Origin of the sequence: Desulfitobacterium hafniense DCB-2 (genome assembly GCF_000021925.1) — a bacterium.
Lineage (GTDB): Bacteria > Bacillota > Desulfitobacteriia > Desulfitobacteriales > Desulfitobacteriaceae > Desulfitobacterium > Desulfitobacterium hafniense.
Genome location: NC_011830.1, coordinates 2,883,433 through 2,904,397 on the forward strand (window position 1 = coordinate 2,883,433; position 20,965 = coordinate 2,904,397).

20 protein-coding genes are annotated in these 20,965 nt (G+C 47.9%); all 20 read left to right on the forward strand.

Annotated features, from left to right (window positions below; genetic code table 11):
* The first annotated feature begins 187 nt into the window (after positions 1–187).
* The 20 genes from DHAF_RS13440 (at position 188) to DHAF_RS13530 (ending at position 20,956) form a co-directional block, all read left to right on the forward strand.
* A complete protein-coding gene (locus tag DHAF_RS13440; RefSeq protein WP_018211766.1) occupies positions 188–1,180 on the forward strand; it encodes a hypothetical protein in 993 nt (330 codons plus the stop codon).
* Positions 1,181–1,188: 8 nt separating this feature from the next.
* Complete coding sequence (amrA, locus tag DHAF_RS13445) at positions 1,189–2,451, forward strand: AmmeMemoRadiSam system protein A (RefSeq protein ID WP_015944160.1); 1,263 nt, start codon at positions 1,189–1,191, stop codon at positions 2,449–2,451.
* On the forward strand, positions 2,451–3,419 hold the full coding sequence (gene amrS / locus DHAF_RS13450) for an AmmeMemoRadiSam system radical SAM enzyme (RefSeq protein WP_011459758.1): 969 nt from the start codon (positions 2,451–2,453) through the stop codon (positions 3,417–3,419). The genes amrA and amrS overlap by 1 nt, the downstream gene beginning before the upstream one ends.
* An 8-nt stretch (positions 3,420–3,427) precedes the next feature.
* Entirely contained in the window at positions 3,428–3,886 is a 459-nt protein-coding gene (locus DHAF_RS13455; RefSeq protein WP_005811528.1) for a GNAT family N-acetyltransferase, read from the forward strand.
* Positions 3,887–4,157: 271 nt separating this feature from the next.
* Positions 4,158–4,856: a C40 family peptidase gene (locus tag DHAF_RS13460; RefSeq protein ID WP_005811530.1), complete on the forward strand. Its 699-nt coding sequence runs from the start codon at positions 4,158–4,160 to the stop codon at positions 4,854–4,856.
* Between the two features lie 198 nt (positions 4,857–5,054).
* The gene (locus tag DHAF_RS25760; protein WP_148213288.1) at positions 5,055–5,498 is read left to right on the forward strand and encodes a hypothetical protein; all 444 of its coding nucleotides are present in this window, start codon (positions 5,055–5,057) and stop codon (positions 5,496–5,498) included.
* Complete coding sequence (locus DHAF_RS13465; RefSeq protein ID WP_015944162.1) at positions 5,434–6,366, forward strand: alpha/beta fold hydrolase; 933 nt, start codon at positions 5,434–5,436, stop codon at positions 6,364–6,366. Before DHAF_RS25760 ends, DHAF_RS13465 begins: the two co-directional genes overlap by 65 nt.
* A 365-nt stretch (positions 6,367–6,731) precedes the next feature.
* Positions 6,732–7,934 carry an MFS transporter gene (locus DHAF_RS13470; protein WP_005811534.1) on the forward strand — a complete coding sequence of 401 codons (1,203 nt, stop codon included), beginning with the start codon at positions 6,732–6,734 and terminating at the stop codon, positions 7,932–7,934.
* Positions 7,935–8,325: 391 nt separating this feature from the next.
* Positions 8,326–8,862, forward strand: a complete 537-nt coding sequence (locus tag DHAF_RS13475) for a GNAT family N-acetyltransferase (protein ID WP_005811538.1) — start codon at positions 8,326–8,328, stop codon at positions 8,860–8,862.
* Between the two features lie 113 nt (positions 8,863–8,975).
* Positions 8,976–9,368, forward strand: coding sequence for an ACT domain-containing protein (locus DHAF_RS13480; RefSeq protein WP_015944163.1), 393 nt, complete (start codon positions 8,976–8,978; stop codon positions 9,366–9,368).
* A gap of 164 nt (positions 9,369–9,532) precedes the next feature.
* Positions 9,533–11,326 carry a sigma-54-dependent Fis family transcriptional regulator gene (locus DHAF_RS13485; protein ID WP_005811541.1) on the forward strand — a complete coding sequence of 598 codons (1,794 nt, stop codon included), beginning with the start codon at positions 9,533–9,535 and terminating at the stop codon, positions 11,324–11,326.
* 312 nt (positions 11,327–11,638) lie between these two features.
* Positions 11,639–12,157: a cob(I)yrinic acid a,c-diamide adenosyltransferase gene (locus tag DHAF_RS13490; RefSeq protein ID WP_015944164.1), complete on the forward strand. Its 519-nt coding sequence runs from the start codon at positions 11,639–11,641 to the stop codon at positions 12,155–12,157.
* Complete coding sequence (gene meaB, locus DHAF_RS13495) at positions 12,154–13,119, forward strand: methylmalonyl Co-A mutase-associated GTPase MeaB (RefSeq protein WP_005811543.1); 966 nt, start codon at positions 12,154–12,156, stop codon at positions 13,117–13,119. The genes DHAF_RS13490 and meaB overlap by 4 nt, the downstream gene beginning before the upstream one ends.
* A gap of 72 nt (positions 13,120–13,191) precedes the next feature.
* A complete protein-coding gene (locus tag DHAF_RS13500; RefSeq protein WP_005811544.1) occupies positions 13,192–14,829 on the forward strand; it encodes a methylmalonyl-CoA mutase family protein in 1,638 nt (545 codons plus the stop codon).
* Between the two features lie 27 nt (positions 14,830–14,856).
* Positions 14,857–15,279: a cobalamin B12-binding domain-containing protein gene (locus tag DHAF_RS13505; protein ID WP_005811545.1), complete on the forward strand. Its 423-nt coding sequence runs from the start codon at positions 14,857–14,859 to the stop codon at positions 15,277–15,279.
* Between the two features lie 346 nt (positions 15,280–15,625).
* Positions 15,626–16,465, forward strand: a complete 840-nt coding sequence (locus DHAF_RS13510; RefSeq protein ID WP_015944165.1) for a 3-hydroxybutyryl-CoA dehydrogenase — start codon at positions 15,626–15,628, stop codon at positions 16,463–16,465.
* A 51-nt stretch (positions 16,466–16,516) separates the two neighbouring features.
* Positions 16,517–17,878, forward strand: a complete 1,362-nt coding sequence (locus tag DHAF_RS13515; RefSeq protein ID WP_005811549.1) for a thiolase family protein — start codon at positions 16,517–16,519, stop codon at positions 17,876–17,878.
* A gap of 35 nt (positions 17,879–17,913) precedes the next feature.
* Complete coding sequence (locus tag DHAF_RS13520) at positions 17,914–19,062, forward strand: acyl-CoA dehydrogenase family protein (RefSeq protein WP_015944166.1); 1,149 nt, start codon at positions 17,914–17,916, stop codon at positions 19,060–19,062.
* Positions 19,063–19,173: 111 nt separating this feature from the next.
* Positions 19,174–20,142: a CoA transferase subunit A gene (locus DHAF_RS13525; RefSeq protein WP_005811552.1), complete on the forward strand. Its 969-nt coding sequence runs from the start codon at positions 19,174–19,176 to the stop codon at positions 20,140–20,142.
* A gap of 4 nt (positions 20,143–20,146) precedes the next feature.
* The gene (locus DHAF_RS13530; RefSeq protein WP_005811554.1) at positions 20,147–20,956 is read left to right on the forward strand and encodes a CoA-transferase subunit beta; all 810 of its coding nucleotides are present in this window, start codon (positions 20,147–20,149) and stop codon (positions 20,954–20,956) included.
* Positions 20,957–20,965: the final 9 nt, after the last annotated feature.

Genomic DNA, 20,965 nt, shown 5'->3' on the forward strand with positions numbered 1-20,965 from the left:
TATGAGAATCCCTTTCATGCATTCGGTTTCATTATGTGTTTGATAAACGGTTTCTTTTTCATCCTTTGGATGCTGCAAAATGAGAATTCTGCAATGTGTGAATCATTTGCATAGGCTTATAAGACGCTTTCCGTCTATCTAATAAAAAATAGTCTGGGAGGAGAGGATGTTGCGGGGAATATGTAGAATGAAGAAAGCAGAAGCTTTCAGCATGACCATTAAGAGACGGGAGAGTGATACAATGAATCAGGATCTCAACGCAAGGCTGGCCCAGGCTCAGCAGGGGGCAGCCCGTCTGCATAAAGTTGACGCTATGCTTAAGAAGCTGGGAGAGGAACTTCAGGAGCTCGAAAATCATGAACAAGAGCTGAAGAGAATTCTGGCACAAGAGATGTTGGATGTGGAAAAGCTGGAAAGCAAAGGTCTGTCCGCTTTTTTCCATGCCGTGAGAGGAAATTTAGAGGAACGGATCGAGAAGGAGCGGAGTGAGGCCTTGGCTGCCAAGCTCAAATATGATCAGGCTGGGCAAGATATTAAGGAGATTCATGCCAGTATTGCCAAGCTTTCTGCTGAGCGGCTGAACTATGTTGACAGCCCCGCGGAGTATCGGGATCTCTATGCCCAAAAGCAGCAAATACTCCTGGAGGAGCAGGGAGCAATGGCTCAGGAAATCCTGGCCCTTACCGATGAGAAGAATCGCAGGCGGATTAATCTTAAGGAAATCGATGAAGCCATAGAAGTGGGCGGTCAAGTTCTGGATAGTCTTAACCAGGCTCTCCGCAATCTTTCCAGCGCCGAAGGGTGGGGAACCTGGGACCTGCTCGGCGGCGGAATGATCTCCGGCCTGGCCAAGCACTCCCATATCAATTCAGCCCAAGAGAACATCGAAAAAACCCAAAGTCTTTTGCGTCAGTTTAAAACGGAGCTGACAGATATCCACATTGGCACAGAGCTGAGTCTGAAAACAGAAGGGTTCATTAAATTTGCCGACTTTTTCTTTGATGGAATCATTGCCGACTGGTTTATGCAAACTAGGATCAATGAATCTCAAGCCAGTGTCGAGAATGTCAAAAACCAGGTGCAAAGCATTATGACCAAGCTCCATGAACTAAAAACTCAGGAGAGGAAACGCCTCGACCGGCTCGATGTTGAACTAAGTGAGCTTATTGTAAAAGGATAGGTGATCTTATGCCTTTGGTGTATTCAATCTTTGCCCCTCATCCGCCCATTCTGGTGCCCGAGATCGGACGGGGGGAGGAAAGGAAATGCCCGGCTACTCTGGCAGCCTACCGGGCTTTGGCCGGGAATTTAGCGGCAGCCCGAATCGATACCGTTCTGCTTATTTCCCCTCATGCTCCCTTATTGCGGGAGGGGGTGGCCCTTTTTCAGGATGAGATTCTCAAGGGGGATTTTGCCCAGTTTGGGATGCCCCAGGTCAAGCTGGCCTTTGCCAATCATCAGCCTCTGGCCGGAAGGTTAGCCAAAGAACTGCCTGGAGGGGTGCTCTATTCAGGAAGGCTGGATCATGGCACCCTGGTCCCCCTGTATTTTCTGCGGGAAGCAGGCTGGGAGGGCAAGCTGGTGGTTATGAGTATGCCCCTGGCGGACCCTGAAGGCTATGGCAACATCATCCGCACTGTTCTCCAAGACTATTCCGAACCCATTGCCTTGGTGGCCAGCGGCGATCTCTCCCATCGCTTAAAGGAAGATGGTCCCTATGGCCTTCATCCTTCAGGGCCGGAATTTGACCGGCAGATTTTTGAAGGATTATCCAGAGATCCCTCTGCCATCAAAGAGATTCCCCAAGACCTGACCGAGGAAGCGGGGGAATGCGGCTGGCGGAGTCTGCGCCTGGCCTTGGCTGTGCAGCAAGGGATGCCCAAGGTCTTTTCCTATGAAGGAACCTTTGGGGTGGGTTATCTCGTCGCCGAACTCTACCAATCCTCTTCTTTACCCCAATGGGCCAGACAATGCCTGGCAGCCTATCTGAAAACAGGCACGACTCAAGGGCTCACCCCTCCCGATGTTCCCTTGCTGAAGCTGCGGCGGCCCTGTTTTGTAACTCTCCATAAAGAAGGGGAGCTGCGCGGCTGTATTGGCACCACTGCCCCTTACCGGGAAAATCTCGCACAGGAAATTGAGCATAACGCTCTGGCTGCCGGCAAAGATGATCCCCGCTTTTGGCCGGTGGAGGCGGAGGAATTGCCCGCCCTGACGATTACGGTGGATGTCTTGGGGGAGATGGAAAAAATCAGCGGCCTGGAAGAACTTGATCCCTGGCGTTATGGCGTGGTTGTGCGCAGCCGGGGAAGAACAGGACTGCTGCTTCCCCGCTTGGAAGGGGTCAACACAGCCCAGGAGCAGGTGACCATAGCCAAACATAAGGCCGGCTTAGGTCTGAATGAACCCGTGGAAATGTGGCGGTTTGAGGTCGTCCGCTATTTTGAGTAATGATCTGGAGGTATCGGTCGTCCATGGAAGAAAAAACTGCAAGCTGCCTGCTTTGCCCTCAGCATTGCCGGCTTCGTTCAGGACAAACCGGGCGTTGCCATGTGCGGGGGAATCAAGGGAATGGTGTGGAACCCCTTAATTACGGGGAAGCGGCATCCTGGCATCTTGATCCCATCGAGAAGAAACCTTTGTTTCATTTTTATCCGGGAAGCCGGATCTTCTCCGTGGGCGGCTTCGGCTGCAACCTTAATTGCACCTTCTGTCAAAACTATGAAATCTCCCAATCCCGGCAAAAAGGATTGAGGGTTACACCGGAGGAGCTGGCCAGGCAAGCCCGGGGCTCTCTGGGGTTATGCTTTACCTATTCAGAACCGACCACTTGGTTTGAAATGATCCGGGACACAGCCCCCCTGGTCCGGCAAAATGGCGGCAAGGTGGTTCTGGTCAGCAACGGCACCATCGCTTCCCGGTACATCGAAGAGCTGATTCCTTTCCTTGATGCTGTCAATATCGACATTAAGGCCTTTACAGAAGAATTCTACCAAAAGTTCTGCGGCGGCAGGCTGTCCTGGGTTCTGGACACGGTGGAGCGCCTGGCCGGCCGCGTTCATCTGGAGATCACGACCTTAGTTATACCTGATGCCAATGATGATCCCCGGGAGATTCGGGAATTAGGGCGCTGGCTGCGCCAGCTCGATACCCCCCTGGCCTGGCATTTGAGCCGGTTTTTCCCGGCTTATCAACTCAACACCCCGCCTACAGACCCTCAGCAGCTCAGGAAGCTTTGGGAACTGGCCAGAGAAGAAGTGGAGTATGTCTATCTGGGCAATATCGCTGGGGGAGGGACCACTTTTTGTCCCCAATGCGGGCAGAAGGTGATTCTGCGGGAGAACTATGAAATCCGGAACCTTCTCCACAATGGGAAATGCCCTGCTTGCGGCAGGGGTATCTTTGGTGTAGGGCTATAGGTATTACAATGTATAGAAAAAGTACTTTAGATGATTGCAAAGCCGCCTACTTATTAATTTGCGATATGGAAAACAAAGAGCTTTCATATGACAGATTTGAAACAATTTATAGGGATCAGATAAATGATTGCCGCTATTATTGCCTTGTCTGCGAGCAGGACGGTATGGTGATTGGCTTGCTAAATATACGTTTTGAGGAACAGTTGCATCATGGGGAGAGAATAGCGGAAATCCTTGAATTTGCAATTGCCCCTTTATACAGAAACAAAGGCATAGGAAAGAAAATGTTTGCCCACAGTTGCCGGATTGCAAGAGAAAACGGCTGTTATCAAATCGAGGTTGCCTGTAATCAACTGCGCCAAGATACGCATCGTTTTTATATACGACAAGGTATGCACAATTTTCATTTTAAATTCTCCAAACAATTGGCTGGAGATAATACTCCAGAGAATATCATAGGGAGATAAATTTCCAAGCATTATTAAAATACAATTGCTAAGAAAATAAAGAAAAGGGAAAACCAGGGGTTTAGACGGGTTCGCGGTGTATTGCATTGCAAACCCGCTTTTTATATTGCCCTGCTATAGTACTATTTTTATTCAATTATAAAAATTGGAAACCGCCACTAATTTAAGAAAATCTATCCAAAATATGAAACAACTTTGCATTTACCTTTAAGTCGTCCCTCCCTATACTTAAGGACAGGCTACCTTAATCAACGAGGAGAGGAGTATTTTTTTGAAGAAGAAAATTGTGTTTCTGCTCAGCGTCATGCTTGTGATGATTCTGGTAAGCACTCAAACGACTCATGCCGCTACTCCATTGCTTAAAGTTGGCTCAAGAGGTTCAGCTGTATCGACATTGCAATCAAACTTGCAAACTCTCGGCTATGAGGTGGGCCCCATTGACGGCATCTTTGGTGCCAAGACAAAAACAGCGGTGCAAAAATTCCAAACGGCTTCCCGCATCCAAGTGGACGGAATCGTCGGTCCCCAGACTCAACAGGCCTTGACCAAAGCGCTGGGCTCCAAGACTACAGCACTGGAGTCTAAGAGTACAGCGAATCCTTCCCAAAAAACTCAAGCCATTTTGTCCACGGCCAAGAATTACACAGGTGTTCCTTACCTCTGGGGAGGAACGACACCCTCAGGTTTTGATTGTTCCGGATTTACTCAATATGTGTTTGAGAAAAATGGGATTACTCTTCCACGCACCAGCAATCAGCAATACCAAATCGGAACCTCTGTAAGCTTTAACTCCCTGATACCAGGGGATTTGGTATTCTTTAATTTCAATTCAGGCAGTGTGGTAAGCCATGTGGGGATCTATATGGGAGACGGACAATTTATCAGTGCAACATCTGGTAAAGGTGTCATTACTTATGGCTTTACACCCTATTGGAAAAATGCCTATGTAGGGGCCAAGAGAGTCTATTAAATTCAGTTGAAATTAAATTCAGCTAAAAGTAACATATTGGAACCGATACAGTAAAGGGGCTGCTTAGTGCGGCCCTTTTCTTTGTTTTAAATTTCTTTGCTATAAATATATTGAAAATATCTTAACAAGTTGGAGGAATAGCTAAGAAAATCTGGAATTACTAGGATTAAGCGATCTTATTCCAGGGAGGAAAGCAAAGTGGCCGATTTGGGAATCTGTTTCTGCCTATTCATTTTACTTGCTTGTGCGCCATGGAGGTATAAAGTAATAGACTCTTTTTCCTTCTTCACAGGCCATATTCTTTCTGCAGAAATAAGATTACTTCTTTGTACTCTTGCTAATCTAGAGCTGTTCGCTTTATGTCCTGTGGAACCCCTGGTTCGGTACAGGACTTTGGTCAACAACTTGTTTCGCGTTTCTAATCATTATCAATTGTCTTCCCAAATATCCTGGCGGGTATTGGGATTTTTGCTTGAAGTTCAGGCTTTAATCGGCAGGCAAAAGTTCAGTGATCTTCCTTTCCTAAGAGCGATAACGGAACATCGCGTTATTTCTGAGTGTAAAAAGGAGGAGTACGATGACTATCGTAACAGTGCTTTGTTTGCTATGGGCAGGCTTTGTTTACCAGCTGATTTCGGTTAAGTATGAGAGTAAAAAATATCAGCCTGATGGTCAAATGATCGAGGTTGAAGGCCATAAAATGCATATCTATGCCCAAGGGGAAGGAAACCCAACCGTGGTGATGACTGTGGGTTTGGGTTCGCCATCGGCTGTAGTAGATTATTACAGAGTCCTGGAAGGTCTTTCCCACTATACCAGAGCAGTTGTTTATGAAATACCGGGCTATGGGTGGAGCGAAAAATCAACCACCCCCAGAGCCATCGAACAAATGACTAAGGAGCTTTATCTGCTCCTCGAAAAAAGCGGTGAAACGCCACCTTATGTTTTAGTGGGGCATTCTATGGGCTCATTGGAGATTCTTCATTTTGCCCAAACCTATCCAGGCTTGGTCGCCGGCGTGGTATTAGTGGACGGTGGCAGCCCCGAATATTACCGTACAGTTAAATTTTCCACTGCTTTAAAAGCAGTTATTCATGGAACAAGGCTTGTCACAAGACTCGGGGTGATCAGGATTTTCGGAAATGCAGCGACTAGTTTAGGCATCAGCACAATGACGTACTTTCCTAAAGACATGAGGAATAAAGCTAAGGCAAAATTTTATAGCAATTGGTTTAATGACAATAGTATTCAGGAGCTAAAACAACTGAATCGAAACGCGGCCATTGTTGAATCAAACGGGCCCATCGGGGATATACCCTTTGTGCTCTTGTCTTCGGAAAAAAGCAGCAAGGGAGTACCAGGATGGGATGAGACTCAAAAAAAGCTGCTCGCTTGGTCGGCAAACAGCCGCATGAAGGTAATTCAGGGTACGAGTCATAGCATGCATTTTAATCATCCTGAAGCTATAGTGAAAGAAATAGTCCAAGTAGTCAGCCCCAATCGGCAATAACTTAAGAGAATAGCTCAGAGGATATACGCCATGATTTGAAGATAGATTCCACCAAGTCATGGCTTTTTGCTGTCATTCATTTCAGCGAGGGAAGCACTGGAAAAAGCACTGATTTCATGCCATTTAAGCTTCATCACGACCATTGGGAAATTCACTTCTACAAATAAAAGGAAAATTTCTCTTGACAGCAGCAATATTCATACTATTATGAAGATAAAGATATATAATTTGTATAGACATATATTCAAGTTCACAGGGATATGGATATATGAAAGGAGGGTAGAGAAACAGGGGCCTTTGAATTATTGCTAAGGAACAATAAGCTCTGGAGTGGAATCCACTAGATTACGGAAAGGTTGGTAAGTATGAGCGAGAAGAAACAATCTCTAGTATTATTGGCCATTTTTTCATTTGCGTTTATCGCGATGGGCGTTGGGACGATTACACCTGCCATAGCTGCGATTGGAGCAGCCTTTCCCCAGATTGGTTTCAGCACTTTATTATTAGTTTCCACAATTCCTTCCCTTGTTTCAATTCCGGTAGCGATTATCGGCGGCAGCATTGCCGGCAAATCGGTTAAGTACAGAACTTTAGTGCTCTTTGCAGCCCTGATGTTCACCATTGGCGGTATAATTCCCTATTTCATAAATGATTTTACTCTGATCCTGGTATCCAGAGCCTTCTTTGGTTTAGGGCTCGGTCTGATCATGCCCCTTAATACCGCTTTGATTTTCAATCTTATCCCACCGGATAAGCAGGCCAATATTATGGGAATCAACGGCGTGGTCATGAATATCGGCGGGATTGTCCTGCAATTGCTGGGTGGCGTTTTTGCTTCAGTTCAATGGAATTACAGCTTCCTGGCCCACGGTTTTGGTTTAATCACATTTTTGCTCACTTTATTCTTCCTGCCCGAACCTAAAAAGCATGAACTTCCTGCAGGTACGGCAGATGCCCCGGCCCAAAAACTAAAAATGCCTGTTTCCATCTTTGGCTGGGGAATTGCCTTTGGAGTCGCCACCATCCTCTACTACCCATCTCTGACCAATATGTCTTCTGTTCTTGAAACTATCGGAGCCAATTCCGCAGTGGCCGGGATCGTCTTAATGTTCATGACCATAGGCGGCATGCTGGCAGGAATAGTTTTTGGCAAAACCTTTAAAAAGTTTGGCCGGCAGACTCTCAGTTTCGGCCTGTTCTTTTTCGTCTTATCCCAAGTCCTCTTTGCCTTCAGCCAGAGTGTGCCCCTCTTTATTATCGGTGAAGCGCTGATGGGATTTGGCTTGACTCTCACCATGACCTCCATCAATATGATGGCCGGAGCCTCCGTACACCCCAGCCAGACCCCGATGGCCATGTCCATTATTGTCACCGGCATGAACCTGGGCGGTTTCCTTTCCGGCTATATCTACGCTGCCGTTATGGGAACCTTGGGTATCACAACCCTGAGATTCCAATATTACAGCGGCATAGTCGGGTTTGCGGCTCTCCTGATCTTCTTTTTGGTTCTCTTTTCAATGAAAAAACCGGCAGCGCCGGTTGGTCCTTCCCAGGCAAGTTCTCATTAGAATTGCCATAAAATTAAGCATCAATCTTCGAAGGGAAAAGCTGAGGGTTCTGCGGAACCCCAGCTTTTTCTTTATGGGTATTTATGTTCTCTATCCAGCACAACCCTGGTCCGGGAGTAATCCAAAATCTTCAACGTTGAAGATTTTGGATTCTTTTTCGCCCAGGGCGCCGCCCACCACCATTCTGTACTTCCTGGCGATTTCATATAGTTTCCTGTGGTTTTACTATAGTATATGAGGCTAGGCTGCCGGTGTGACAACTCAAGCCAATAACTTCCGTATTTTTCTTTTCATGTTTACCTATACAACAGTGGGGGGTCTGGCAAAAGGGGAAAGCAGGTTTGCGAAGAATATCTTTATAAAGAGAGAATAGGAAAGAGGGTTGAAACCTATGAAGTCAATTCAGCTTAAACATGGGCCACTCATTATAATCAGAGAAGCAGTCAAAGAAGATGCTCAGAAAGTAGTTGATTATTTAGCAAGGATTGGCGGAGAATCCGATTTTCTGACCTTCGGGCCTGGCGAGCTGCATGTATCAGTAAGTGATGAGGCAGCCCTGATCGAAGAAAGCCGCAATGCCCAGAATAAGCTGCTGCTCCTTGCCTTAGCTGACAACAAGGTGGTTGGGTGTCTGAGCTTTGTTAATGGGGCCAGGGTACGTACCCAGCATACAGGTGAGTTTGGCGTCTCGGTCTCAAAGGATTATTGGGGAGAAGGAATTGGCCGGACAATGATCGAGGAATTAATTCGCTGGGCCAAGGATGGGCAGACGATTAAGAAACTTAACCTTCGGGTCAGAAGTGATCATGAGCGAGGGATTAGGCTATATAAAAGCTTTGGCTTTGTTCAGGAGGGGTTGATGACCAGAGAACTGATGATTTCAGGCAAGTTCTATGATTTCTGCTGTATGGGGTTATGGCTCGATTAATACCTGAGTTAATGGCTTCTAATCGAAGTGCTTTTACCGGATTAAGAATAAACATCAGGTTGGCTTTAGTAGAAAGTGATAAGCCGGGAAATAGTTTAAGGCAGGAGTTTACCATGATAAAACAGTTTAATCTTAAAGTATTTGAAGAAGTTTTAGGGATTTGCCGCTTAGACAGCAATGCCCAAGTACCGGAATGGGCGGAAGGAAGCTTTTTGTCCATAACCAGGACTTCTGATGAATTGTCCATTGTCTGCAGTCAAAAGCACATTCCTCAACATGTTAAATGCGAGGGGAGTTGGCGCTATTTCAGAATTGAAGGGATATTGGATTTTTCGCTGATTGGCGTCCTCTCCTATCTAAGCGGGCTGTTGGCAAGTCAAGGGATTAGCATCTTTGTGATCTCGACTTATGACACCGATTATCTATTGATCAAGGAACAAGAGCTGGATAAAGCCGTTGCTGCCTTGAGGGCAGAAGGTCATCAGATTACCATAGCCGGAGGATAAATAAAGGTGATTAGCAGGAAGGGCCGCAATATTTTAACAATCTTTTAGCCGGTTGATGCTAACCTGACTGATATAATAGTCAAATCTATGCTATAATATTGATGGAATATTTAGAAATAACTGAAAATACTTATCTGTTGTAACTTTACAAGGAGGGATAACACATGCTCCTCCAGGAAGGTACGAATACCTGCTTTTCCTATCTGAACCCTGGTGACACCATAGAAAAAGCTGTAAGTATTTTTTTGGATTTAAAGATCGCCATCATTCCTGTTTTAGATCAAGAAGGCCGCTTGTTGAGCATCTTCAGCCACAGCAGCCTTTATCGCGCTGTTTTGGCTGGGGCAAGATCCAAAGATCGGATCGATCCCTACCTTATTACCGATGTCGTAAGTATCGCCAATGACATACCCGACGAACAATTAGCCAATTTCGTGAAAATGAGTCCAGTCGGTTCTGTTCCCGTCCTTAATAAAGAAGGAAAAGTGATCGGACTTTTGTGCAAAGCCAAAATGGTAACGACCTTATTCAGGCATTCCGAACAGGATCTCACGGATTTAGAGCATACAGCCAAGGAATTGGAAACAGTTAAGGCTCTCAATGAAACTTTTGATACCGTTCTTAATATCATCCGTGATGGCATCGTCGTTGTCGATGAAAAAGGAAAGATAACCCTTGTTAATCAAGCCATGGCGGATTTTTTAACCCTCCCTCCCGAAGAGATGATCGGCAAACCCATTGCCGAAATCATGTCGTCAAATCAATTGCATCATGTCGCCTGTACCGGGCTGTCCCAAACCAGTGAAGTATTGACCATACGCGGCAAGCCTTTGATCGTTTCCAACTCGCCCATCATCAAAGGGGGAAAGGTTGTGGGTGCTGTAGGCAAGGCTGTGTTTCCTCACCTTGCCGAGGCTCAGGAACTTGCTGAAAAAGTGCGCTGTTTAGAGCATAAAGTCACGTTTTTCCAGGAAGAATTACAAAAAAACAGGACAGCTCAGGACATCATGAAGGATATGGTTGCCGAAAGTCCCCAAATGAAAAAACTTAAAGATGAAATATCCATCGTCGCTACCAGCACCTCAACCGTGTTAATCACCGGGGAAAGCGGGACCGGCAAAGAAGGGGTGGCTCATGCCATTCATCTTGGCAGCGATCGGGGCAAAGGGCCTTTTATCAAAGTAAATTGTGCGTCCATTCCCGAAAGTCTTATGGAATCAGAAATGTTTGGTTATGTCGGCGGCGCTTTTACAGGTGCGGCGAAGAATGGGAAACCGGGACGCATCGAGCGAGCCGACGGCGGAACCCTTTTCTTAGACGAAATCGGGGAAATGCCCCTGGCTTTGCAGGCGAAATTACTGCGGGTATTACAAGATCGGGAAATTGAACGGCTGGGAAGCACGGAAACAATCAAGGTCAATATTCGTATCTTAGCCGCTACGAATAAGAAATTAAGCAACGCTATTGCGAAAGGGGAATTCCGGCAGGATCTTTACTATCGGTTAAATGTCATCAATCTCCATTTGCCTCCCCTTAGAGAACGCCTTGAGGATATTGAACCTTTGACCCATTTTTTCATCTCTAAATTTAACGATATTCTTAAGGCCAATGTGAGCGGCATCACTCCTAATGCCATGGCAACTTTGCTCCAATATTCATGGCCGGGGAATATCCGCGAATTGGAAAATGTGGTGGAAAGGGCGGTTAACTATACGCGCAGCGGCTTAATCGAATTGATTCACTTACCCCACCAGATTATCAGCGGCAATACTGCCTTAGGTCAGGTAATGAACAAGAAAACGATTCGTCATCAGGATAGACTTGGTCAGATCGAGCGGGATATGATCGCTGCCGCTCTTGAGAAAGCAGGAGGCAACAAGACAAAAGCGGCCAAACTTTTAAACCTCAGCCGTTCAAGGCTTTACGACAAATTAAATAAATACGATCTTAATACTTAAGCATGTTCTAAGATGAGATCATCCAGAAAAACGTCCCAAAAGCGGATAATTGCTAATCAAAAGCGTCCGCTTCCGGGACGCTTTTTTATACTATACGGAAAGGTTTCTTAGCCCAGAGGCTGTTGAAAATATTTGGCATAGTTATTGCATAAATAATCTAATAATTCAGATAATTTAAAGCAAGGAGGGCAACGGCATATCGTTTAGGAAACCAGTCAGGTTGAGGGGGAGTAAACATGTCAAATAGTAAAGACGATTTAACACAACATGAAGCGTTGGCCTTACTTGAGATACAGGAGGAAGGTGAAAACGATGAAAGGGCTCTTGCTTGTCTACACCGGTAACGGCAAAGGAAAAACCACCGCCGCTTTGGGTCTGAGCCTTAGAGCTTTAGGCCACGGGCAAAAGGTAGGCTTCCTGCAATTCATGAAAGGAAGCAAAAATTACGGGGAGGTTAAGATTTCTGAAAAACTTCCTAATTTAACTCTGGTGCAAACAGGCAGGGATTGTTTCGTTTCCTTTGAGAATCCCGAACCTGTGGACATTGCCATGGCACAGGATGGTTTAGCTATTTTATCCCAATGGTTTCAAGAGGATCGTTTTGATTTGATTGTAGCCGATGAACTTTTGGTCGCCCTGGGGTTTAATTTAGTCACAGTTCAGGAAGTTTTAGACCTGATTGAGCAACGTCCCCCCCGTTTAACTCTTGTTTTAACCGGGCGTTATGCACCTGATGAACTTTTGGCCGTTGCCGATACAGTAACCATCATGCAGGAACACCGGCACGCTTATCAGCAAGGGGTTGAGGCAAAGGAAGGGATGGAATTTTGAAAATCAGCGCATGGGAGCCTTGGTTAGAGCGCCTTTGGCAGGGGGATAAACGGGCCGCGGCTAAACTCATCTCCCAAGTCGAGGATAACCAGGGACGAGTGGAGATTATGTGCCGAATCCTGCCCAGGACCGGTCAACGCATGGTCCTCGGCATAACCGGACCGCCGGGTGCAGGGAAAAGCTCCTTAGTCGGAGCGCTCACTCAGCTCTATCGGGAACAGCATGATAAAGTTGGCATCGTCGCCGTTGATCCCAGCAGCCCCTACTCCGGAGGGGCCATTCTGGGCGATAGAATCCGCATGCAGTCCCATGGCACGGATCCTGGAGTGTTCATACGGAGTATGGGAACCCGGGGGCACTTAGGGGGAGTGGCGCGATTCACCACCGATGTCTTAAAAATATTGGAAGCTGCCGGATATGAACGTCTCCTCCTGGAAACCGTCGGTGTAGGACAATCAGAATTAGAAATCATGGAATGTGCCAATACGGTCCTGCTTGTCTTAAACCCGGGAACCGGCGATGGCATTCAAGCCATCAAAGCCGGTATCATGGAAATTGCCGATATCTTTGTTGTCAATAAAGCCGACTTACCAGGGGCCGAACGCCTTAAGAACGATATTGAAATGGTTTTGGATCTGAATGGTAAAAAGGCCTGGCGGGCACCTGTCGTCATGACCAGCACTCTTGAGCAGCGTGGGCTTAATGAGCTTCGCGATCATATTGCCAGGCACCAAACATTTCTGACCGAGTCGGGAAAATGCCGCCAACGCCGTCACAATGCTTTCACTCAAGAAGTTTGGCGCCATTGGGAAGCTATTGCGCGGCAGGCCTTTGCCGCAGCCTGGCAAGACTTGCCAAGGTCTGAGGGAGATGACCTTGAACCTGGCAATCCTTACACACTTGCTGAAGAAATCTGGGCATCTATTGTTTCCGGAAGATTTACCGACCGTTCTGCTCCTTAAAAATTTAAGGTTGTTTATAGATATAGGGTGAAAGGGTTAGGGAGTGATTCTGAAAAAGGTTAGGTGAAAGGTATGCAAGAAGATTTTAGCCGTTGGCAAAAATCCTACCAGGAGCAGAAAGAGCGCCAAGGGCCATTTATGACTGTTTCCAGCGCCCCCATCGCTCCTCTTTATGCTCCGGATAACACTCCTGAAATCGATTTTGAAAAAGATATTAACTACTCGGGGGCATACCCTTATACACGGGGCGTCCGCACCAACATGTACCGTGGCCGGCTTTGGACAATGCGGCAATTTGCCGGCTTCGCCACGGCTGTGGAATCCAATCAACGGTACAAGTTCCTGCTCAGTCAAGGCCAAACGGGATTAAGTGTAGCTTTCGATATGCCAACTATCATGGGCTACGACTCCGACCACCCACGGGCCTATGGGGAGGTGGGCAGGGTAGGTGTTGCTGTCGACTCCCTCCAGGACATGGAAACCTTATTTAAGGATATCCCTTTGGATCAAGTCAGCACCTCTATGACTACCAATGCTCCTGCGGCTATTTTATGGTCAATGTATCTTGTTACAGCGGAGAAGCAGGGAGTTCCTGCCCACAAACTCACGGGAACTATCCAAAACGATATCTTAAAAGAATACATTGCTCAAAAATCCTGGATTTTCCCACCGGAACCTTCTCTCCGCCTGATCACGGATAGTTTCGCCTTTGCCCGGGATCATGTTCCCAAGTGGAACACGATCAGTATCAGCGGCTATCATATTCGGGAGGCCGGCGCAACGGCTCTTCAGGAGTTAGCCTTTACCCTGGCGGATGGCTTCGCCTATGTGGAAGCAGGGATCAAGGCCGGTCTGGATGTGGATGATTTTGCACCGCGGCTTTCCTTCTTCTTTAATTCACACACTGACTTTTTTGAAGAAATCGCTAAATATCGCGCCGCCCGCCGGATTTGGGCAAGGCATATGAAAGAAAACTATGGCGCGAAAAAAGAGGAAAGCCTGCTGCTCCGTTTTCATACACAGACTGCCGGGTGCTCACTGACGGCACAGCAGCCTGAGAATAATATCATTCGCACAGCCTATCAGGCCATGTCTGCGGTGCTGGGAGGAACTCAGTCCCTGCATACGAATTCTATGGATGAAGTTCTGGCCTTACCTTCGGAAAAAGCCGTGCAGATCGCTTTACGGACCCAGCAAATTCTGGCCTATGAGACAGGTATCGTCAATACCATTGATCCCCTGGCCGGCTCCTACTTCGTAGAGGCTTTAACCCGGCAAATGGAAGAAGGGGCTGAAGAATACTTCCGTAAAATTGAAGAACGGGGCGGAGTCCTTGCCGCAATCCATCAGAACTTTTTCCAGCAGGAAATTGCCGATGCAGCTTATCGCTATCAAAAAGAAATCGAAGGGAAAGACCGCATTATCGTTGGGGTCAACGGATTCCAAACTGAAGAGGCTCTGGAAATCGACCTTTTAAAAATTGATCCTGAAATCGAAAGAAACCAGGCTCAACGTGTTAAAGAACTGAGAGCCACCCGGGATAATTTACACGTCCAAAACACCCTCGCTGCCTTAAAAGCAACCGCCCTGAGTTCAGATAATCTTATCCCGAAAATTATTGATGCCGTTCGGGCTTACGCTACCGAAGGGGAAATCGTCGCTGTCCTCAAAGAGGTTTTTGGGGAATACAGGGAACAATCTGTATTTTAAACTTTAAACATAAGGGAGGGTTAGACAATGGGGTTAGACAGGGAACAAGCGCGCATTCGTGTTTTGGTGGGCAAACCGGGTTTAGACGGCCATGATCGGGGTGCCAAAGTCATCGCCCGGGCTTTACGTGACGGGGGCATGGAAGTCATCTATTCAGGACTGCATCAAACTCCTGAACAAATTGTCCAAGCAGCGATTCAAGAGGATGTGGATGTGATCGGGCTCAGTATCTTATCCGGTTCCCATATGACTGTCTTTCCAAGGGTCAGAGAACTGCTTGGAGAACAGAATGCTGAAGATATCATTGTCATGGGCGGGGGAACCCTGCCTGAAGAAGATATTAAAGCCTTAATTGAAGAGGGATGCGCAGAAGCGCTTTTTACTCCGGGCACACCGACAACCGATATCATTCAATGGATCAAGGATAGAGTTGAGCAAAAACAAGGCTAATCATTGCTAAAACCGTCCCGAAAGCGGACGCATTGTGCACACAAATGCCTGCTTTCGGGACAATTGTTTTTTACTTTTCCATGGCTTTCTTACCTCATATTTCTCAACGGGTAAGGTTAAAAAAATTTCTTCCCGGGGATTTAATCCTTAAACCCTGTGACACCAGGCGTCTTTATCGTTCACATCCTTTGGCCATTTGTTAGCAAAGCGAAAGATTTGGCACAATTGTTGCAAGATAATTCAGAATATTAAAAATAAAAAGGTAAAGCAAGGTACTAGAGGAGGGAGCTTAAACGATACAATATTCCCTGCTTAACAAACCATGCTCCAGAAAGGAGGAAGCCCAATGAAAAAGATCATGGTCATCGGTGCAGGACAAATGGGTGGTGGCATAGCACAGGTCGCCGCCCAAGCGGGTTATTCCGTTATTCTCAATGATCTTAAAGAGGAGTTTGTGACCCGCGGGCTGAGTGTGATTGAGAAAAACCTGAGACGCAATGTGGAAAAGGGAAAGCTTGAAGCCACAGAATCTGCAGCAACTTTAGGGCGCATTACCCAATCCACCGCTTTGCAGGATGCAGCCTCGGCTGACCTGGTTATTGAGGCAGCCGTAGAAAATATGGTGATCAAGAGTCAGCTGTTTACCCAACTGGATGAGATTTGTCCGGAGCATACCATTCTGGCGACGAATACATCCTCTCTCCCCATAACGGAGATTGCTGCCTTTACTAAACGTCCTGACCGGGTTATCGGTATGCACTTTATGAATCCGGTTCCGGTGATGAAGCTGGTGGAAGTCATTCGCGGCCTGGCCACCAGCGACGAAGTCTATAAAACCATTGAAGCCTTAAGTCAGGAAATGGGAAAAACCCCTGTAGAGGTCAATGATGCCCCTGGATTTGTAGCCAACCGCATCTTAGTCCCCATGATCAATGAGGCGGTTTATACCCTTTATGAAGGGATTGCCACGGTTGAAGATATTGATCAGGTGATGAAACTGGGGATGAATCATCCCATGGGCCCCTTAGCTTTGGCAGATTTAATCGGGTTGGATACGGTGCTGTCCATCTCCGAAATTCTTCATGAAGGACTGGGGGACAAATATCGTCCCTGCCCGCTTCTGCGCAAATATGTTAAAGCCGGCTGGTACGGAAGAAAATCCGGTCGTGGTTTTTACCAATACTAATTTTACCAATATTAATAAAGAGACGATCTTAGTCACGGGGGAGGAGCCAAGATGTCAGAAAAAGTGGTTCAAAAACTTGAACACACCAGAAAAAACTATTACAAAGACGCTGAAATCGCCGCTTACGGTGAAAGAAAGCCGGATTACTCAACCCTGGGAAGAAAAATTGAGAATACTTATGCCAGGCAGCGCCAGGTCGTCTGTGTGGAAGCCTGCCGGACACCCTATGGCAAGTCGCTGGGGGCCCTGCTGGAATACGATGCGGCTCAATTGGGAGCACTGGCTATTAAAGAAGTTCTCCGGCGAACCAAGGGAAAAGTCGCCCCAGGTGAAGTGGATTATGTGATCATGGGTCATGTCGTCCAGGCGGGCAGCGGTCAGGTCTCCAGCCGCCAGGCCACTCTTTTGGCAGGATTGCCGGAACATGTCCCTTCCATTACGGTCAATAAAGTATGCTCCTCCGGTGTCAAAACCATTGACCTGGGGGCGCAAATGATTGCCTTAGGCAGGGCGGAAATCGTCATTGCCGGTGGGCAGGAGAGCATGAGCAATATTCCTTTCTCACTGCCGGACATGCGCAGAGGCAGGAAGATGGGGCTTCCCACTATTGACTGTGTTGATCTGATGGTCAAGGACGGACTTTGGGATTCCTTCTATGAGCGCCATATGGCCATTCACGGTTCCGAAGTGGCCGATGAATTCGGCTACAGCCGGGAGGAGCAGGACGAATGGGCCCTCCATTCACAGCTCGCCGCCTCGGCAGCGATTGCCGCCGGGAAGCTTGATGCTGAAATCTTTCCGGTGGCCGTTAAAACGGGCAAAGAAACCCTGGAAAAAGATGAAGGCCCCCGTGCCAATACTACCCTGGAAGGCTTGGCTAAGCTTGGCCCCGTTTTTGATCACATCAGTGCTGTAACCGGGAAGCCTGGCAGCGTAACCGCCGGCAATGCCCCGGGAACAAACGACGGCGGGGATGTCTGTCTCCTGATGAGCCGGGCGAAAGCCGATGAACTCGGCCTCAAACCGCTTTTCTCCATTGTGGACTATGCCGAAGTCTCCCAGCCCACCAAGGATATTGCTACCGTTCCCGGGCTTTCCATCAAGAAGGTCTTAGAACAAAATAAGCTGACCCTTGAGGATATAAAGCTCATCGAAATCAATGAAGCCTTTGCTGCGGTCGCCCTGGTGAGTGCCCGCACGATTCTGGGCATGACCAAGGAACAAATGTATGAAAAAGTCAATGTTAACGGCGGGGCCATTGCCTATGGTCATCCCATTGGAGCGACCGGAGCCAGAATTGTCATGACCTTAGCCTATGAGCTCAAGCGCCGGGGGGGCGGTTATGGAGTATGTGGTATCTGTGCAGGGCACGCCCAGGGCGATGCCATGCTCATCTATGTGGAGCCTGATTGATATCAAAAAGGATAAATTAAGGAGTGGATGGGACTGTGAATTTTGAACTGAGCGGTGAAACATTGATGATCAGAGACATGGTCAGAAAATTTGCCCAAAACCAACTGGCACCGCTGGCCCCGGAATTGGACAAATCCCATGAGTTTCCCATGGCTACATGGAACAAAATGAGAGAACTTGGCCTTACAGGCTTTCCCATTCCTGAAGAATGGGGGGGCGGCGGCGGTTCTTACCTGGATTTTGCCATTATCGTGGAAGAACTGGCCAAAGCCTGCGCATCGACAGCGGTGATTACCAGTGTCCACACCGGTTTAGGCTGTATGAGCATGTACCTCTATGGCAGCCAGCAGTTAAAAGAAAAATACCTGGAGCGATTGGCTACAGGGGAGATTATCGGAGCTTATGCCCTGACCGAGCCTAACGCCGGCTCAGATGCCGGGGCGCTCCGCTGCAAAGCTGAAGACCGGGGGGATCATTTCCTGGTCAATGGCGGCAAGATATTCATCACCAATGGCACGGTGGCCACGACTTTCTGTACTTTTGTCAAGACCGATCCTACCCAGCCGAAAGGGAAGGGGATCACTTGCTTGCTGATCGAAAAAGATCTGCCCGGATTTACCATCAGCAAACCTGTCGAGAAGATGGGCATGCATGGCTCACCTACTGTAGAGCTTATTTTTGAAAATGTCAAAGTCCCCAAAGAAAATGTCCTTGGGGAGATCAATAACGGATTTGCCGTGGCCATGGGGCTGCTGGCCGGGGGACGGATCACCATTGGGGCTCAGGGTCTGGGAATTGCTGAAGGCGCCCTTGACTACACCATCAATTATATCAAAGAGCGACAGCAGTTTGATAAACCCCTGGCTGCCAATCAAGGGGTTCAATTCATGATCGCCGACATGGCCACGAAAATCGAAGCGGCGCAAATGCTCATCTACCGGGCAGCCTGGCTCAAAGATCATCAACTGCCCCATAACAAAGAAGCATCCATGGCGAAGCTTTTTGCTACCGACGTGGCCATGGAAGTCACCACGAATTGTGTGCAGTTATTAGGGGGTTATGGTTATTGTTCCGAATACCCGGTGGAGCGCATGATGCGGGATGCTAAGATCACCCAAATCTATGAAGGCTCCAATCAGATTCAGCGTATGATCATCGGACGTGAAGTCATTGGGCGTTTTTAAAGACTAGGACTGTATTGGTTAGGAAGATATTGGTTACGCATCTGTTGGTCAGGAAGATTTTGATTAAGCAGATATGAATAAAGCAGATATAGATAAAGGAGGTTTAACTCTATGGCAAGACCGCAAAATGTTAGTTTAACGGAAGCCATCGGCCAAATCAAGGATGGCGATATGCTGACCTTTGGTGGCTTTACAGTCTGGCGTCGCCCCATGGCCGCCATTTACGAGATCATCCGTCAGCAGAAAAGAAATCTGCATTTGGTTGAAGTCAACGGCGGAACCCATGATGATATGCTGGTGGGAGCAGGCTGTGTCGGGGTATGGGAATCCTGCTGGAGCGGGCATGAGCTCTATGGCAAATTAGGCGGCAATCTGGCCCGCAAGATCGAAAATAAGGAAATTCTCTATGAAGACTGGTCCCATATTCATGCTTTATACCGCTTAGCCGCTGCGGCCAAGGGAGTTCCTTTCCTGCCCACCTATTCAGCCATAGGCTGTGATATGCTCAATCCTGAGAATGATAACCTGGGCAAAGCAGGGCTCCGGGACGGGTCCAACCGCCATATCGGCAAACATAAATTTGTCACTTATAAAGAGCCCTTTACGGATTCCGAAATCACCCTGATTCCGGCGGCCAGCCCTGATTGGTGCCTTACCCATGTTCAGATGGTGGGGGAAGAGGGAACAGTTCGGGTGGATGGCTTAAGATTCAGCGACGAGGAAGCCATCAAAGCCTCTAAACACAATATCATTATCGCCGAGCAAGTCGTTCCTGAGGAGTATCTGCGGCGTGAACCAACCCGCAATATGCTTCCCGGCTATTTCGTGGATTATATCGTCGAATTGCCCTGGGGTGCTCACCCCACCGGCTTATACGGTGCCTATGAGCCTGATGGTCCTTTTATCAATCACTTCTTTAAGTCCACCCGTACCCAGGAAGGCTTCGACCAATGGGCTGAAGAGTGGATCTTCGGGGTTAAAGATTTCGAGGAATATTTAAGCAAGCTGGGGATGACACGTCTGGAAAACCTGCGGGCCAACCCTGCTTTGGGGTATTCTTCAAAATTAAAAAGGGGGTAAGGGCATGGAAAGCAAGAAAGAACATTCAAAGATCGGAGAATTTAAGCCCATGGATCTCCTGGCCTGTGCAGCCGCCCGGGAGGTCAGGGATGGTGAGGTTGTTTTTGCCGGCACAGGGCTGCCCATGCTGGCCATTATGTTAGCTCAAAAAACTCAAGCGCCTACGGCGGTTTGTATCTATGAATCCGGTTCAATCGATGGCCGCCCCATTGATTTACCCACTTCCGTAGCCGATGCCCGCTGCAGCTATCAAGCCGCTGTGGCCGACGGCCTGATGGATGCCTTCAGTCAGCTTCAATCAGGGAGAATCGACCTTGCTTACCTGGGGGGAGCCGAGGTCGATATGTACGGGAATGTCAACACAACCTTCATGGGCGGTCCCACAGGCAAACGCCTCACCGGCAGCGGGGGGAATACGGATATCCATTCCTTAGCCAGAAGAAGTGTGTTGATTATGCCCCAGATCAATCAAAAACGCCGCTTTGTGGAAAAGGTCAGCTATATTACTTCACCCGGATGGAAGTTTCCCCATGGGCCCAATAGAGAGTGGGTCCCCAAGCAAGAAGTATATGGCGCCGCATTCAGAGGCGGGCCGGCAGCCGTTATCTCCGATATGGGGATTTATCGCTTCGATGAACAGGGCGAGATGTATCTCGATACCGTTCATCCCGGCTTTTCAGCGGAGGATTGCCGGGATAACTGCTGTTTTGACCTGAATATCTCTAAAGTCAGGGGCGAGACACCCACTCCGACTTATGAGGAGCTGGAACTCCTTCACAAAGTGATTGACCCCGAAGGGATTATTATGAAGTAAAGACAAAAG